Consider the following 16,522-nt stretch of genomic DNA (forward strand, 5'->3'; position numbering starts at 1 on the left):
CCCAATCCCCAATCCCCAATCCCTACCTTTCCCAAAACTTAAAATTAATACTTCCAGGAGTGCGACGATAACGACGGGTAGGTTTTCTTTGCTGTTTCGTAGTTCTCTGGTTAATTGGTTTAATTTCGCCATCTTCTGATTCTTCAATTTGCAGCTGAGTTCTAGTTTCTTCCTTACTTCCCCACCAAGCAGTAATCCAGCCGCTACCTAAAGCACCTAAAGCACCTAGAAAAATACTCATGGGTGCAGGATAGCCCAAAAATACAAAGCCCAGCATGAAGAATAACCAGTATTTTAGTCCGGTATCGACACCATCAGAGGAGGCTATGGATGGCGGCTGACGGCTATTTTTGCTGGCATTGGTGATCCAGCCTAAGGTGAAACCCCCCATAATACCTAGAAAGATGCTCAGGGCTGGTGAAGACCTTGTCATCAACAATATAAATGTTAAAAATGCCCCAAATAACAGTTGAGAAAAGAAGTCTGGAGAAATATTGAGAAAGTCGTTCTTTTTATCTGCCATAAGTAAAAAGATTATTGGGGAATAACTTCTTTTAATTGTGCCTGTTGTGGTTGAGTTGTATCCAAAATCTTCACGTATGGTTGTTCTTGTTCAGTAAAAGGTTCAGCTTGCTTGAGTTGTGAGGCTAATAAATCGGCGGTAGCATCAGCGATATCACCAGTGCGGTTGTTGAGGCGCTCTTGCAAAACTTCTAGGGGTGCTGTGCAGTTGATAATCTGAAGAGGAAGTTGGTACTTATTGGCTTGCGCGATCGCCTCTTGTCGCAACTGCTGACGGTCATACTTAGCATCCAAAATTACTGCGAAGCCTTGATTAGCCAGCATAATTCCCAGTTCCAACAGCCGCCCATAAGTTTTCTGGGTCATCTCAGGTGTATACAAATCATCGCCACCTCTTTCCCATAAGGGAATTCCCCCCAAATGTTTCCGTACTGCATCCGAACGCAAGTGAATCGCTCCCAGTTGACGGGCTAAATATCGTGCTGTGGTACTTTTACCAGAACCTGATAACCCCGACATTAAAATCAGTTGTCCTTTTTGGGGTTTAGTATACTCCCAAGCTTGTTTGTAATAGTCAGCTGCGGTTTTTGTTGCCTCTTCTTTTACCGTCACAGGTATACTGCGATCGTCCAGCAAAAACGAAGTTACCTTTGCTCGCACATAAGCTTGACGGCTTAAATACAAAGGCAGCACCTGCAAGCCTTCCCAGTCTCCAGTTTGCTCGATATAGGAATTTAAAAACGCATTACCCAAGTCTTGCCGCTGTCGCGCTTCCAAATCCATCACCGTGAACGCCACATCGTACATCACATCGACAAAGCGAAACGGCTCATTAAACTCAATGCAATCAAACAGGGTAATTTTATCGTGCCACAGAGCAATATTTCTCAGGTGTAAATCCCCGTGACATTCACGGATGTAGTTATTTTGAATTCTGCTGACAAATAATTCTGGACGTTCCGCAAAAAAGTTATCTGTATACTGCTTTGTTTGTGTAAACTGTGCCTGGATCTGGGGGCCACCAATATACTTCTCAGTTTGTTGATAATTTTCATCAATTCCAGCCCGGACTTGTGGCACTTCACCAAAACTGCGAATGTAATCATTCGTCTGCGCTTGGACGTGGTATTGAGCCACCACCTGTCCCAACTCTTCTAAGTGTGTTTCGTTTAACTTACCTTGTTCAAAAAGTGTACTAAACAGTGACTCTTGAGGAAACTGGCGCATCTTCAGCACATATTCTACGGGTTTCTCTGTTCCCCCTAAATGGTATTGCTCTGCTTCTATAGTTACAGGTAAAACTTCCAAATACAGTTCGGCTGCACCCCGCTGATTCAAGCGCAATTCTTCATGACAAAAATGCTGCCGCTTCTGTAAAGTGGAAAAGTCCAAAAAGCCAAAATTCACAGGCTTCTTCAGCTTATAGGCGTAATCACCAGTTAGCAGCACATAAGAAATATGAGTTTGAATTAGTTGAATGGGTTCAGTTACCGTATGAGGATAAAATCCAGGCTGCAACATTTGCTGAATTAAAGCTGGAAGGGCTGATTCTGTCATCGCTATCCTCTGCGGTTCAAATATAATAAAAAACCAGGAGTTTCCCCCTGGTATCACAAAAATCATTACATACTTTACGTAGCTTAAGAAACTACTGTTTCAGTTACTGTATCATCGTTGATTTGTGGCGGCAAAACGCTGGCAACAAGTCGCTCTGGATCAACTAAAGCTGTCACACCCTCAGGAAAGACTATCTGATGGATATGTAAACTGTCTCCAATTTGCATGTTAGAGACATCAATTTCAATGACATCTGGGATATTCTCAGGCGCACAACTCACCTGCAATTCGGTGATTACGGTGTCTAACACACCACCGTCTTGTTTAACACCAACAGCATTTCCTACAAAACGTAGCCGTACTTCTACGGTGGTATCACCGTGACCGGCAACCGCAAAAAAGCTGAGGTGGTAGGGTGTACCTTTTGCCGGATGTATTTGAAGTTCCCGCAGCAAGGTTTTGCCACGCCAGGGTATGTCAGTAATGTTTAAATCAATCAAGGTGTTGTTGACTGAAGCCTTTTTGAGCAAGCGCTCAACAGTTTTGGCATTAATAGTCAAGGAAATTGACTCTGTACCTTTATGACCGTATAAATTTGCGGGGATTTCTCCAGAACGGCGCAAAGCTCTGGGCTTGCTACCTTCTGGCCGCTTTTGACATTCGACTGTAATAGCCATAGAAGTTGTTAGTTGTTAGTTGTTAATTGTTATTAGTCATTAGTCATTAGTCATTAGTCAAGGGTCAAGGGTCAATACTTTATAACTAGGACTTACGCAACTGGCACACAAGGCTTCTGGCATAAGAGTCAAGGGTCAAGAATCAACGCGAGCCACTGCGCCCTTGCGGCTCTGCCGACTTAAAGCAAGTGGCGTTCAAGAATCAAGGTTTTTTGGACTTTTGACCTTTGACTCTGGACAACCTCTGGCGTTAAAATATGACACTTGCGTAAGTCCTGATAACTTTTGACTCTGGACTTTGTAACTAATAACTCAGAACTCAGCACTGATTACGCACTTAGCAAGTTAGCAGGTGTACCGTCAGCCTGCAATAAAGCGCGTTTGGGCCCGTGGATCGGGTCTTCTACAATTATGGTTTGATCGCGGCTTGCTCCTAGGGAGACGATCGCAATCGGGACTTCCATCAATTCTGCCAGAAATTTTAGATAGTCCAGTGCTTGCTGTGGCAACTCTTCTAGGGTACGGCAGTGACTTGTTGACACTTGCCATCCTGGTAAGGTTTTGTAAATGGGGCGACATCGGGCAAACCGACGGGCACTTGTGGGGAAGTGATCGCAGCGTTCGCCATCTATTTCATAAGCGATACAAACTTGAATTTCCTCTAGTTCATCAAGGACATCCAATTTAGTGAGGGCGATACAATCCATGCCATTAATGCGAACGGCATAGCGACCAATTACAGCATCAAACCAGCCACAACGCCGTTTACGTCCGGTGGTTGTGCCAAATTCGGCTCCGCGATCGCACAACAATTCTCCCAGTTTCCCATCCAGTTCGGTAGGAAATGGCCCCTCTCCCACTCTTGTCGTGTACGCTTTCGATACGCCAATTACCCGGTCAATCATTGTCGGCCCTAACCCTGTACCAACGCAAGCCCCTCCGGCAACCGGGTTAGAGGAGGTAACATAGGGATAAGTTCCGTGATCTAGATCGAGAAGTGTGCCTTGTGCGCCTTCAAACAAAATATTGCGCCGTCGCAAAATCGCATCGTATATTTTCAACGATGTATCAACGACGTAAGGACGCAAACGTTCTGCATACCCCAGATACTGCTCAATTACTTCTTTTGCATCTAGGGGCGGCAAGTTGTAAAGTTTTTCTAAAATGACGTTTTTATAATTAATCGTCCACTCTAACTGCTCACGTAGCCCATCAGGATCCATCAAGTCTAAAATCCTGATGCCTGTACGTTCAGATTTATCAGCATAAGTCGGACCAATACCCCGACCGGTTGTGCCTATCTTATGGCTTCCCCGTCGTTCTTCCGATGCCTGGTCAATCAACCGATGATAAGGCATTGTTACGTGGGCTGTCTCAGATATCAGCAGGTGGTCAGTGGAAATATTTAGTTCTTTTAATTGGTCGATCTCTGCTATCAAAATCTGTGGATCGATGACTGTTCCGCAACCGATCATGCACTCAGTTTCAGGGTACAAAATACCAGAGGGAATTAAGTGCAGTTTAAAGGTCTGATCCTTCACTACAATAGTGTGTCCAGCATTGACACCCCCTTGGTAACGAACCACAACATCTGCGGAACGGCTGAGTAAGTCAGTTATTTTACCTTTTCCTTCATCGCCCCACTGGGCACCTATGACAATGACGTTAGCCAAGCGTTTATATTATGAGGTAAAGTTTCCACAAACTCTAATTATCAACATGTTTTGTGAATTATGTCAATTAGAATCAACAATATTAAATGCCATAGTAAGCTAGCTTACTATGGCAACTCCTGGCAATGACTTGCTAGAAAGTTTTAAACTGTGGCAGAGAAATCATAATTTGGGTTGTTGTAGCCTGGATTTGACATAGCAGATGTTACAAGGTCAGGACTGCTGAGTAAACTGATGACATCAGTAGCGATCGCTTCGCTGGGCGTAGTGCTACCTAGCGATATCAGTTCGCCCTTAACAGAGAAATTCCAGCCTTCATTACCAACGAGTGTTTTGCCATCACCACTGGCTTCAATCCGGTTTCCAAGAAGATTACTGTTACTTACATTAGCCGTGTTACCACTACCAAAAATGTTATTTTCACTACCAGTCTGTGTATTGGCATTACCAAAGATATCGTTGTTATTGCCTAAGTTCCAGTTACCATTACCGTCGGTTTTGTTATTGCTACCAAAGCCCCAGTTGCCATTACCTTCAGTTTTGCCGCCATCACCGTAGTTCCAGTTACCATTACCGTTGGTTGTGTTGCCACTACCAAAATTCCAGTTACCATTACCATCGGTTTTGTTGTTACTACCATATAACCAGTTACCGTTACCTTGACCACTGTTGCTGGTAGCATTTGCACCATCTAAGTTTTGAATATCAGATATCCAGTTGTCACTTTTATAAGGTACAGGTAGACCATTGCCAGTTTCAGGTAGGTTGCTACCACTCTCCTTTGAAGGGGGAGTACTGCCAAATGGTAAGTTACCAGGCATATTGTTAGCACCAGATGGGCTACCACCGCTAACCACTCCGATCAGTTGATTGAATGGATTATTAGTATCAGTTAAAGCCCGCTTGTCGAGTGGTCGCTCGTAATTGTAGGCGTGCTGTCCATCTTTATTAGTTGTGGATGAGTTACCACCACCGCTGAAGGAAGCGAAGGTATTACTACCATTACCAGCGCCACTATTTAAAGTACTGCCATCGGTAGACTGCCATTTGCCATCAGTGAAAGAAAAATTGCCATTACCAGTTGAACTTTTGCTAGTACCTTGTGACTCACCAATTTGATTGCTATTCTCAGAATTTGCCATCAGAATTAAACTCCTATTGTTCAAACTGAAATTCCCCAAAAAAGAGGAAGATCAACGATATGAATGAAAGATGTTTTTGACTTTCATCTTAAATAAGAAAATATTGTTTTATAACTGCATATCTACTATTTATAGCTATTCAAAAATTGGTTTTAATTTAATTGAGTATAAGTTTAAATATTTGGAAACAGTCAAAAATTTACTAGTCATAATTAAGTAATAAACAGTGAACACCACACTGAACAAAAGTATACAAGATAAAAATTATATTTAAAATGAACAAAACTTAGATTTTATTGTTAATTCTTTTGATTTGTTTAGTTAGAATATTGTGCGGGATAATAATTCATATCTCTATGTAACTTTTTTAGCAGTACTTTCAAGATTTTTCTGCTCTTGAAAGCGTAAAATTCAATAAAAAGTTAAAAAATCCTAATACCATGCAGAACTATTTCATTCTACACAGCAGTATTTATAGCTAACCTGGTGCCTAAATTCCTGAAAATTAGCTTTAAAAATAAGGTTATTTTGAGTAAATTTCCAATTTCCGAGGCTAAAAACAAAACCTATTAGCTCAATATTATGGATAGTGATAATAATTTAGATCTATTTGAATGTTAATCTTGTTTGGAATAAATGCTAACGATATCTTAACCTTTTCGACTACTGTATAATTCATCCAAATATGTTTATGCAGAATTTGTCTACAAGTCCTTAGAACGAGTCAGACAATCTAATTTATTTTTTCTTTATTACTATTGTCCAAAGCTAAAAATGGGGAAATGTCTTACGTAAATGGGAATGTATAAGACAATATTTAGAGCATTTTGATCCAAACTATGCACAGCAAAATATTTATTACAGGCGCTCACTTTTAGGACTTACGCCAAATATCTCTCAAACTCTCATTTCTCTGTGTCGCGCCAGTTGCTACAACGGGGGGAACCCCCGAAGTTTTGAGCGTCGGCTTTCGGTGATAGGGTTGCTGACAGAATTTAGATCGTATTGATTGCTCGATAGCACTCCCAGGAATTGTCCATCAGCACCCCACAACTGAGCGAGGCCATTAACAGCAATGAAGAAATCTACGAATTGACATTGGTTTTGCAATAGATGAGTTCTTCGCTAGTTTCAGCGGGTGAATCAGGGAACTGCCTCAGTGACAATGGCAAATTTCTGTAAAGATGAAGCGATCGCAGCTATCAAAAATAAAAATAAACCGTAATTTTACACAATCCTTCTTTAGACATAAATTTATTCTATCTATATTTTTGTTACAATTATTGATATTTTTCCCTAAAAATAACACTATGGCTTTATACGCTGAATTACATAGACACCTGGGCGGTTCCGTTGTACCCCGTGTTTTATGGCGATATTTTGAGCGACATTCTTCTGAGTTGATTTCCCGCTTTGCTGAGTATTCAGAATTTGAAGATTTTTACACGCGGCCACGCAACACTCTAGATGAGTATTTGGAATTGCACACCCTAGTAGAAAGTGTGCAAACTGTAGAGACTTTGCCTTACTTTATTTACCACTTGGTGCGGGGTGCTTACATCTTTGAAAATTTGGCTTATCTAGAACTACGTTACACTCCCTATTTACGGACACCTGAGCATCTGAGTCAATCTGAAAGAATTGACAAGATGGCAGAAATTGTGGAAGTAGTCGGAAAAGCTAGTCATCCACTAGAATATCCGATTGTCACTAGCCAAATTCTCTGTATGCACTCGCGCCTACCTTATGAGGTGAATAAAGCAATTGTTGATTTAGCAGTGCAAAATAGGCAGTATGTTTGTGCAATAGATGTAGCGGGTGGTGATAGTTATTATGCCGATCGCCTAGAAGAATGGATTAGTCTATATAATTATGCGCGATCGCAAGGCGTTAACACCACCGGACACCTCTATGAAACCACCGCTGGTTGTTACCCACAACTATTGCCTTATCTAATGCGGATTGGTCACGGTATCCAAATTCCCCTACTATATCCAGAGTTACTCAAAGACGTAGCTAGACGCGGACAGTGTTTAGAAGTTTGCCCCACAACTTACATTAAAACTGGCACTTTACAGGATATACGCCAACTCAAATTAGTTTTTGACCGTTGTCTTGATGCTGGGGTAGATATTGCTATTTGTACCGATAATGCTGGATTGCATAATGTACGTCTACCTTTTGAGTATGAAAATCTTTTGACTTACGACATTATTAACTTTGAACAGCTGCAATCTTGTCAAGATGCTGCTTTCCGTCATGCTTTTGCTTGGCCCTACACTCAACGTCCCGCATCCCTATTGAATGGGTTATTGAAACCCGAATCTCCTAAAGTTTTAGTGATGGGAGATATTAATTAACGATTACTATCTGAGTACTTAGTTTAGTCAAAAAGTGTAAGATGACTAATTGTTAATTAATGTTGCATTCATTGATTTTTGTTTGATGTCTAAGAATAAACTGTACTGCACACTGTGCAGTACAAAAAAACAGTAGTAATCCAATAAATAGACTTGGATTAATATATCTGAGTTTAGTTTATGCGCCAACACCTTCTGTAGCACCACCAACTGCCTTCCAGGCGGGAAGACCGCCTTGAATTTCAGCTACTTCAATAAACCCAGATGCTCGCAATACTTGTGCAGCTTGGGCTGCTTGTTCATCATTTTCGCCATAAATATAGATATGGCGTTTTGCATGTAGAGAAGATGTGGCTTTAGATGCCAAGTCATTTAATGGGATGGGAATTGCCCCTGTAATATGACCGTGATTGTAAGTGTGGCGATCGCGCACATCAACAATTGTAAAACCTGGTTGACCCCATTCCAAACGGGTCTTGAGATCATGAACATCAGCTACTAAATTATTACTCATAAGCTTTTCCCGCTTATAACCTCACAAGCAATTTATCAAACATCGCCTTTGAATCGAGTTTTCTTTACAATTAATAAAAATTTCAGATAACATTTTTTATCCTATTCAGTAGTTAAAAAGAATAAAGACACAGAGCACACAGGGAATGAAGAATCCCAAAATTCCCCCACTCCTCCTGCTCCCAGAAGCTATAAACTATTATTTATGGCATCTACTATTCAGGCTTTACCAACAGAAGTCGTATATCTCATAACAGCTGGAGAGGTAATCGACTCTTTCGCTTCTGTGGTGAGGGAATTGGTAGAAAATTCCCTTGATGCAGGTGCAACGCGCATTGTGGTTTCTCTATGGCCACAGCAGTGGCGAATCCACGTCGCAGATAATGGTTGTGCAATGAACATAGATGATTTGCAACAAGCAGCCACAGCCCACAGCACCAGCAAAATTCGCTCTAGTGCAGATTTGTGGAAAATTAACAGTTTGGGGTTTCGGGGTGAGGCGTTGCATAGTTTGACAACGCTAGCAGATTTAGAGATTTTGAGTCGTCCCCCAGGTGAAAACTTAGGATGGCGGGTTATCTATGGCGATAGCGGTAAAGTTATTCAAGTAGAAGCAACTGCGATCGCTCCTGGTACAGTTGTTATAGTTTCTAATCTCTTCGGTAATTGCTCATCTCGTCGTCAGGGATTGCCATCAGCCGCACAGCAAATAAAAGCTGTGCAATGGACAATTCAACAAATTGCTCTGTGTCATCCTCACGTTACTTGGCAAGTTTGTCAAAATGACCGTCAATGGTTCACTATTTGTCCCGCTGCTACAGCAGGAAAGCTATTGCCGCAAATTATACCCCAAGTTCGACCAGGTGATTTAGAGGAAGTGAGAGTAGAATTACCTTACCCTCCTAACTCAGAACTCAGCATTCAAAACTCCTGTACAGATGAGATTAATCGCGTTTCTAGTCCTAATTCAGCACTAAGCTTAGTGGTAGGATTACCAGACCGGTGTCATCGCCATCGTCCAGATTGGGTGCGTGTAGCAATCAACGGACGGATGGTTAAATCGCCGGAACTTGAGCAAACCATCTTATCAGCTTTTTACAAAACATTACCACGCGATCGCTATCCAATTTGTTTTCTACATCTTGCCATTTCTCCCGACCAAATTAACTGGAATCGCAATCCAACAAAAACCGAAATTTACCTCAACGAACTCAGTTATTGGCAAGAGCAAATTACCCAAGGAATTAACCAAGCACTCCGCATTAGTTCTGCCAATTTCAAAGAAGCTGTTCACACAACACGAGTTGGTAAATTACTTAAAGCCGCAGAAGCCAAAGGCGGTTACAATTTTAATCCTCAAAATTCTAATGAAAGCAATGACACTCAGCACTCCCTAAAAGCCATTGCTCAAGTTAGCAACACCTATATTGTGGCGGAACATTCTGGTGGGATGTGGTTAGTAGAACAACACATAGCCCATGAACGAGTTTTGTATGAGCAATTATGCAATAACTGGCAACTTGTTCCTATGGAACCGTCAGTTATTCTTTATCAATTGTCGCCAGCGCAAGTATCCCAACTGCAACGCATCGGTTTAGATATTGAACCCTTTGGCGAACAACTTTGGGCTGTCCGCACCTTACCTAAACTTTTGCAACAGCGAGAAGATTGTGCAGAAGCAATTTTAGAACTTAGTTGGGGAGGCGATTTACAAACAGCCCAAGTAGCTGTCGCCTGTCGCAGTGCTATTCGTAATGGTACACCCTTGAATCTGGAAGAAATGCAGACACTTTTAAATGAATGGCAACGCACTCGCAACCCTCGCACTTGTCCCCACGGACGCCCAATTTACTTGTCATTGGAAGAGTCAGCTTTAGCCCGGTTTTTCCGGCGTAATTGGGTCATTGGTAAAAGTCATGGGATTTGATACTACCTACCCCATAGGCGTATGGGTATTCTTAAGCAATCCAAAAACGGATTCTCAAAGGTGCTATCAACATGGTTTTCATAACCAAGTTTCGTAGGTTAGTTTTCACAGAAGCGATGCTTGCAGATATGGAGCCGATATTTGTGCTGGTGTTGGCTGCTAATCAATGTATTCATAAAGAACAAGCGATCGCTAATTCTGCATGTTGTAGTAATGTATTTTTATCCAAAGCATGGACTATATATTGCGGAGTTTCCGCTAGTAGTTTCTCAATTCTGTTTCTAGCAGCTTCCACTACAGATTCATCTAGGCTACCGTTACTCAAAGAATCAGCAAAATCTTCAGCAATATGATAAGTACGTTCTAGAGATGATGAATTGATATTGCGCGAAACAATAAACAAATCGCAGCCAGCACCAAATGCCCGTGCTATGGTACTCTTTTTCATAAACATATCTGATACAGCTTTCATATCCAGGTCGTCAGATATGACCACTCCTTCAAAGCCAAGTTCCTCCCGAAGTATGCTCTTGAGGATAGTTTGAGAGAGCGTTGCTGGCACATCAGCATCTATCTTAGGGAATAAGATGTGAGCTGTCATAATCAAAGGAACCTGCGCTTCGATGAGTGCTTTGAAGGGTATAAGTTCTCGAATTCGTAGGTCTTCTTTAGTCAAATTGAGTATCGGTAGCTCAATGTGAGAGTCTTTGCTCGTGTCTCCATGTCCGGGAAAGTGCTTAGCGCATCCTAAAATTCCTGACTCCTGAAGTCCGAGGAAGTAGTCACAAGCACCTTGAGCAGCAGTTTCGGGAGTATTACCAAAGGCGCGAGGGCCAATAACAGGGTTGTTGGGATGGGAAAAAATATCTGCTACAGGCGCAAAAGATAAGTTTACCCCTAGTGATTTTAGCTCAACACCTGTTGCTCTTGCTACTTCACGTGAGTGCGATCGCAACAGCAAGGCATAAGGAAATCGTGTAATTGGTAATGGTGTACGCACAACTCGACCTCCTTCATGGTCAAGAGTCATGAATATAGAGTCGCGTTCAGCATATTGTCTTATCTGGTCGTTCAAATTGTTGAAGCTTTCTAACCAAATTTCGTAAGGGGTAGCATCTAAAAAGTTCTTACCAAAAAAAATTACCCCAACTGGTTTCAATTCATTGAGTGCGCGTTTATCCTCATCACTTAACGTAGTACCGGAAATACCAAGAATCAGATGATGTCCAAAGCGCTGGAGCGTTTGCGATACTGCCATAATCTTTCCTTACCTGTAGCGAGTCCGCATTTGCTTTTAGCGTCTCGTAGAGAGCGTCATTACGAATTACGAATTATTTTAATAATGTCTATTTAATTTAGCATACAGCTTTATACAAACAATTATTAACCATGTATCTGCTGCATTGCTTAATAATCTCTGTAAATATCCTTAAATGTCCGCTTTTCAGAGTAACATAGTGAAATAGCACTGCTGATTTTTACTGCTTTACTTAGTAAATAATTGTGACATACATTTGGGAAAGATGAGTAAACTAATTCCAGCCATCAGAGTTAAAAACCTCAACTTTTATTACGACACGCAAAAAATATTTGAAGGCGTGTCAATGGATATTCACCAAAATCAAATTACGACAATTATTGGTTCTAGTGGTTGTGGCAAGTCTACTTTTATTAAAACCTTAAATCGCATGATTGAATTAGAAGGAGAAGTGAAAGTAGAAGGTAGGGTAGAATTTTTTGGACAGAATATTTATGAACGTCGCGTTAACTTAAATAGGTTACGCCGCCAAATTAGTATGGTTTTCCCCAGACCAAATCTTTTTCCCATGAGCGTTTATGATAATGTCGCTTATGGGGTGAAATTAGTGGGATGGCGTCCGAAAGTAGAATTAGATCAGATTGTCGAATCTGCCCTAAAAGCTGGCGATCTTTGGGATGAAATAAAAAATAAACTCCATAAATCTGCTTTAGAGCTTTCTGGAGGTCAACAACAACGACTGTGTATTGCTCGTGCTTTAGCAGTCAAACCGAAAGTTCTCTTGATGGATGAGCCTTGTTCGGGTCTTGATCCGATCGCTAGTATGAAAATTGAGAACTTAATTCATAATTTGCGCTCCGAGTTGACAATTGTGATTGTCACTCATAGTATGCAGCAAGTTACTCGTTTATCTGATTTCACAGCGTTCTTTTATACTAATGAAAATCGCGTTACTCAAATGCTTGAATTTGGCACTACAAATAAAATCTTTACCAGCGCTCTTGATTCTCGCACCCGCGACTATGTTTTAGCGCGTGTCAATTGAGGTTTTTGTTGTGATTATTTAGATTTGTTTTTACAAAATCTATTCTCAAGTGAATGTAATCAATCTTTACTTAGTAAATTTCATCTAAATTGGGTGAAATACAATACATTTCGGTTAAGGGTGAAAGGTTCAACGCAAAGGGTTTGAATTCACCCTTTCACCTTTTTCTAGTCCATAAGAAAGTTGTTAAGTTTGTCTGAAAAGTATTGGGTAGAAGGAGACTTTTTTCTTTATCTCCTTCTACCCTAAAACTACTTAATCAGTTTCTTGAAAAGGGAAAATTAACAAAAATCTGATCTCTAAGCAGACCGCCAGCGCTCTATTTTCCCTGAATACAAGCTTACATAGTAAATATTTCCATCGTCTCCAGTTCTAATATCCACAGGCGACACTAAACCGGAGGCGAACCGTCTAGTTGAGACAAATTCACCTTCACTGTTCAATGTCACAGCATCCACAGTTCCTTTACTCGCATCACCAATAAACAAGGTATTCTGATAAATTGAGGGGAAAGTATTACCTGTGTAAAAATCACCTACAACGATGGCATTCCCAGGAGTCCCAGTATTATAGTGTATGTAAGTGTAAGCAGGTGCTGTGACTGTTGAGCCACTATTATAGAGGGCTGTTGCTGATGGCGCTGTATCTGGGCTAGTGGCATAATTTGGTTGTTTTTGGTTGACTATATTGCCATTAGCATCAATACCACCTTCAAAGTAGGGCCAACCAAAGTTAGCTCCTTTTTTGCCGATGTTGACCTCTTCCCACTTCCTCCAACCTACATCACCGATGACGGGAGTGTTATTTTTTGGATCTACGGTGAAGCGGAAGGGGTTACGCAGCCCTGAGTTATAGACCTTGGAACGATTACTATTTGGATCATCATTGTAGAAGGGATTATCTGCTAAGCCTTCACCAGTAATTGGGTCAATCCGTAGGATTTTACCCGACAGATTATCGATATCTTGGATACGAAGTGCTCGCGGATCTACCTTGTTGTAGGAAGTACCATCGCCGATGCTAACAAATAGTGAACCATCAGTTCCAAAGCGTACACTACCAATTGAGTGAGATTCGCTATCGCTGGCTATATAATCCTGAACGTTAGTGATGTTGTCGAGATTGTTTAAATAATCTTGAGTATTGGCAAATAGCGTGCCAGTAGTTTTGTTGAGAATCCCTGATGGTGCAGGGTTATTTGTATTGTCAGGGCTGACACTTGTGCTATTTGCATCTGGACGACTGAGATATTGCCAAGTGCTGTTTTTGCCCAGCAAGACAACTTCGCTGTTAGCGATCGCAGTAGTATAGTTGGTGTTAGCGTCGGCTGTCACCCGAATTAGGCGTGCGTTACGATTACCAGCCTGGTCAGCATCGTCCAATTTGCTACTGGTAGTATTTGTATAGACTTCTGGAGCATCGTAGGTGAACAATAGGTAAACGTAGGGATTTTTAGAGAAATCCGGATGCACGGCAATGCCTAGCAAACCGCGATCGCGTGTATCATTCACCTGTCGAGAAATATCGATAAATGGCGTCGATAGTAACTTGCCATTGTCAAACACTTTCACTACCCCATTTTTCTGGGCAATGAACATGCGTTGACTGTCGGGTGTCCAATCAAAAGCTGTTGGACTACTCAGGCCGGAAACCACAGTCTCTTTAACAAAGCTACCAGGGTCATCATCAATGATTGAAATCACAGACGTGTCTTCGGTATTTAGTGTTACTCCAATTGCGTTACTGAATTTCAAAGAAAAGCTTTCATTCGTTTCACCAACGGTGTCATTAATTATGGGGATAGTAATAGTTGTACTGGTTTGTCCCACTGCAAAGTTTAGGGTTCCAGATACAGCCTCGTAATCAGATACAACTTTAGCAGTCCCGTCCACGGTTGTGTAATCTACACTAGCAGTTGCCGAATCATTACCCCGTGTAACGGTAATAGTAGCACTACCATCTTTCTCATTAATTAGTGGCTGAGAGATATTCACGTCAGAGCGATCATCATCTTGAATCGTAATTATAGTAGTTCTCTGAATTCCAAGGGTTCCATCTGTTGGTTGGTCGATCACGAAACTAAAAGTTTCATTCGGTTCTAAGAATGAATTGTTCAGGATCGGAATGATGATGTTTTTACTGGTTTCTCCAGCCGCAAAGGTAATTGTCCCAGCAGTTTTAGTGTAGTCACTCCCTGCTTTGGCGCTTTCATCTAGAGTTTCATACTTAACTGAAGATGTACCACTTAAATCATCACCACTTCGCAGCAAAGTGATACTCACATTACCAGCAGATTCACTCACACTTTCAGGAGATGGCCCCAATGTCATGATGGGTACAGAGACTGGTAAATAAAGTTGGGACTGGGGAATAATTTCTTTAGTTTGAGAAGAACTTGACCAATAGAGTTTGGAAATCGCTCCAAATTTATTTTCGTAGTACTCCATGCTAATGTCGTACTTCTGACCTGCAACTAGTGCGATCGTCCCGCTAGATTGTGTGGGGCTTTGGTCGACAAACTGATTGACAATTTGTTTACCGTTCACCGATAGTCGCACACCATCATCAGCCAAAGCGTAGAAGGTGTAGGTTTCGCTGTACCTGGCTTCTACCCGACCTGTCCATCGGACTGAAAAAGTATCTGCACCTATGGACGGAGCGGGAGAATTGCTAACCCAATCAAAGTTCACCGTCCCATCAGTACGAGTTAGCTTCAGGTCGGTGAAGTCTTTGTTGTCGTAATACTCTCCCTTGAGTCCTATACCTTTACCTATGGGAGTTGGATTTGTAGGAGTTGTGGGATCTGCACTATACAGTTGGGACTGGGGAATAATTTCTTTGGCTTGAGAAGAACTAGACCAGGAAAGCTTGGAAATTGCTTCAAATTTGTTTTCGTAGTACTCCATCGTAATGTCGTACTTCTGACCTGCAACTAGTGCGATCTTCCCGCTAGATTCTGTAGGGCGTTGGTCGATAAACCTATTGATAATTTGTTTACCGTTCACCGATAGTCGCACACCATCATCAGCCAAAGCGTAGAAGGTATAGGTTTCGCTGTACCTGGCTTCTACCTGACCTGTCCATCGCACTGAAAAAGTATCTGCACCTATAGACGGAGCAGGAGAATTGCTAACCCAATCAAAGTTCACCGTCCCATCAGTACGAGTTAGCTTGAAGTCGGTGAAGTCTTTGTTGTCGTAATAATCTCCCTTGAGTCCATTTCCCGCAGAGAGCTTACTATCACTAGCTCGAGCGGTTACGACTGAATTCTGTTGAGTTGTATCTAAAGGCGATTGATTAGCAATTACTGAACTCGTATTTGCATTAGGATCTAATGGATTGTTAGAGTTAGGACTAGCAAGATTATTCATTGAGATATATGCCTCACGACTAAGTTGAAACCAACACCCTAATAAATACTTGAGGGTGAATTTTATCTTGTAAGTTTTTAAATCAACGCAAATTTATAGTATGAAAATCATAAATTTGAGTTATGAAAATGATTTTTTAATCTAGACGACCAGCATAATAACGTAAGCTAATGCAAGCACGCCAAAAAAGGTAAAAGAGTATTTAAGGCATTAATTAGGGCTGTATGAAAATTTATCTCAGCCTATTATTTTAGGAATCTAAATTTTTGTATTAGTGCCCGCTTTTTGAGAAAATTACAATCTTTGATATGCAAATATTTTGTTTGATGAATTTAATTAAGTTGATTCATCAACTAATTATCCACATTAATTATTCCAAATATAACGTGATTCTATCAAAATAGACTTCTGGCTAAAAAAGAAGCTATTTTTACTCGGTTATTTTTGGGATAATACTAAATAATAGGCTTAAACACT

11 protein-coding genes are annotated in these 16,522 nt (G+C 41.2%); 3 read left to right on the forward strand and 8 right to left on the reverse strand.

Annotated elements, in window-relative coordinates; genetic code table 11:
• Positions 1 to 22 precede the first annotated feature (22 nt).
• The 5 genes from IQ246_RS10290 to IQ246_RS10310 all read right to left on the reverse strand — a co-directional run bounded on the left by IQ246_RS10290 (position 23) and on the right by IQ246_RS10310 (position 5,571).
• Positions 23 to 523 carry a hypothetical protein gene (locus IQ246_RS10290; RefSeq protein ID WP_194002625.1) on the reverse strand — a complete coding sequence of 167 codons (501 nt, stop codon included), beginning with the start codon at positions 521 to 523 and terminating at the stop codon, positions 23 to 25.
• An 11-nt stretch (positions 524 to 534) separates the two neighbouring features.
• Positions 535 to 2,079, reverse strand: a complete 1,545-nt coding sequence (locus IQ246_RS10295) for an AAA family ATPase (RefSeq protein WP_194002627.1) — start codon at positions 2,077 to 2,079, stop codon at positions 535 to 537.
• A gap of 83 nt (positions 2,080 to 2,162) precedes the next feature.
• Complete coding sequence (locus IQ246_RS10300) at positions 2,163 to 2,756, reverse strand: 50S ribosomal protein L25/general stress protein Ctc (RefSeq protein ID WP_194002629.1); 594 nt, start codon at positions 2,754 to 2,756, stop codon at positions 2,163 to 2,165.
• Positions 2,757 to 3,085: 329 nt separating this feature from the next.
• Positions 3,086 to 4,429: an adenylosuccinate synthase gene (locus tag IQ246_RS10305; RefSeq protein ID WP_194002631.1), complete on the reverse strand. Its 1,344-nt coding sequence runs from the start codon at positions 4,427 to 4,429 to the stop codon at positions 3,086 to 3,088.
• Positions 4,430 to 4,572: 143 nt separating this feature from the next.
• On the reverse strand, positions 4,573 to 5,571 hold the full coding sequence (locus IQ246_RS10310) for a hypothetical protein (protein ID WP_208492108.1): 999 nt from the start codon (positions 5,569 to 5,571) through the stop codon (positions 4,573 to 4,575).
• Positions 5,572 to 6,881: 1,310 nt separating this feature from the next.
• Between IQ246_RS10310 and IQ246_RS10315 the strand changes: the two genes are divergently transcribed.
• Entirely contained in the window at positions 6,882 to 7,931 is a 1,050-nt protein-coding gene (locus tag IQ246_RS10315; protein WP_194002633.1) for an adenosine deaminase, read from the forward strand.
• 178 nt (positions 7,932 to 8,109) lie between these two features.
• Here IQ246_RS10315 and IQ246_RS10320 read toward each other — a convergent pair whose 3' ends face one another.
• Positions 8,110 to 8,445, reverse strand: a complete 336-nt coding sequence (locus IQ246_RS10320; protein ID WP_194002635.1) for a rhodanese-like domain-containing protein — start codon at positions 8,443 to 8,445, stop codon at positions 8,110 to 8,112.
• 204 nt (positions 8,446 to 8,649) lie between these two features.
• Here IQ246_RS10320 and mutL point away from each other — a divergent pair, with 204 nt between their 5' ends.
• On the forward strand, positions 8,650 to 10,371 hold the full coding sequence (gene mutL, locus IQ246_RS10325; RefSeq protein WP_194002637.1) for a DNA mismatch repair endonuclease MutL: 1,722 nt from the start codon (positions 8,650 to 8,652) through the stop codon (positions 10,369 to 10,371).
• 172 nt (positions 10,372 to 10,543) lie between these two features.
• Here mutL and nagZ read toward each other — a convergent pair whose 3' ends face one another.
• Positions 10,544 to 11,629 (reverse strand): beta-N-acetylhexosaminidase, encoded by a 1,086-nt coding sequence (gene nagZ / locus IQ246_RS10330; protein WP_194002639.1) that lies wholly within the window; start codon positions 11,627 to 11,629, stop codon positions 10,544 to 10,546.
• Positions 11,630 to 11,894: 265 nt separating this feature from the next.
• Here nagZ and IQ246_RS10335 point away from each other — a divergent pair, with 265 nt between their 5' ends.
• Entirely contained in the window at positions 11,895 to 12,674 is a 780-nt protein-coding gene (locus IQ246_RS10335; protein ID WP_194002641.1) for a phosphate ABC transporter ATP-binding protein, read from the forward strand.
• Positions 12,675 to 12,973: 299 nt separating this feature from the next.
• Here IQ246_RS10335 and IQ246_RS10340 read toward each other — a convergent pair whose 3' ends face one another.
• Positions 12,974 to 16,045, reverse strand: a complete 3,072-nt coding sequence (locus IQ246_RS10340) for a PA14 domain-containing protein (RefSeq protein WP_194002643.1) — start codon at positions 16,043 to 16,045, stop codon at positions 12,974 to 12,976.
• Positions 16,046 to 16,522: the final 477 nt, after the last annotated feature.

Source organism: aff. Roholtiella sp. LEGE 12411 (assembly GCF_015206995.1).
In the GTDB taxonomy this organism is placed as follows: domain Bacteria; phylum Cyanobacteriota; class Cyanobacteriia; order Cyanobacteriales; family Nostocaceae; genus Komarekiella.

What these genes read in the sequence shown, in the direction of transcription:
- IQ246_RS10290 (WP_194002625.1), bottom strand. Translation starts at nt 523, where the DNA reads ATGGCAGATAAAAAGAACGACTTTCTCAATATTTCTCCAGACTTCTTT.
- IQ246_RS10295 (WP_194002627.1), bottom strand. Translation starts at nt 2,079, where the DNA reads ATGACAGAATCAGCCCTTCCAGCTTTAATTCAGCAAATGTTGCAGCCT.
- IQ246_RS10300 (WP_194002629.1), bottom strand. Translation starts at nt 2,756, where the DNA reads ATGGCTATTACAGTCGAATGTCAAAAGCGGCCAGAAGGTAGCAAGCCC.
- IQ246_RS10310 (WP_208492108.1), bottom strand. Translation starts at nt 5,571, where the DNA reads ATGGCAAATTCTGAGAATAGCAATCAAATTGGTGAGTCACAAGGTACT.
- IQ246_RS10315 (WP_194002633.1), top strand. Translation starts at nt 6,882, where the DNA reads ATGGCTTTATACGCTGAATTACATAGACACCTGGGCGGTTCCGTTGTA.
- IQ246_RS10320 (WP_194002635.1), bottom strand. Translation starts at nt 8,445, where the DNA reads ATGAGTAATAATTTAGTAGCTGATGTTCATGATCTCAAGACCCGTTTG.
- mutL (WP_194002637.1), top strand. Translation starts at nt 8,650, where the DNA reads ATGGCATCTACTATTCAGGCTTTACCAACAGAAGTCGTATATCTCATA.
- nagZ (WP_194002639.1), bottom strand. Translation starts at nt 11,629, where the DNA reads ATGGCAGTATCGCAAACGCTCCAGCGCTTTGGACATCATCTGATTCTT.
- IQ246_RS10335 (WP_194002641.1), top strand. Translation starts at nt 11,895, where the DNA reads ATGAGTAAACTAATTCCAGCCATCAGAGTTAAAAACCTCAACTTTTAT.
- IQ246_RS10340 (WP_194002643.1), bottom strand. Translation starts at nt 16,045, where the DNA reads ATGAATAATCTTGCTAGTCCTAACTCTAACAATCCATTAGATCCTAAT.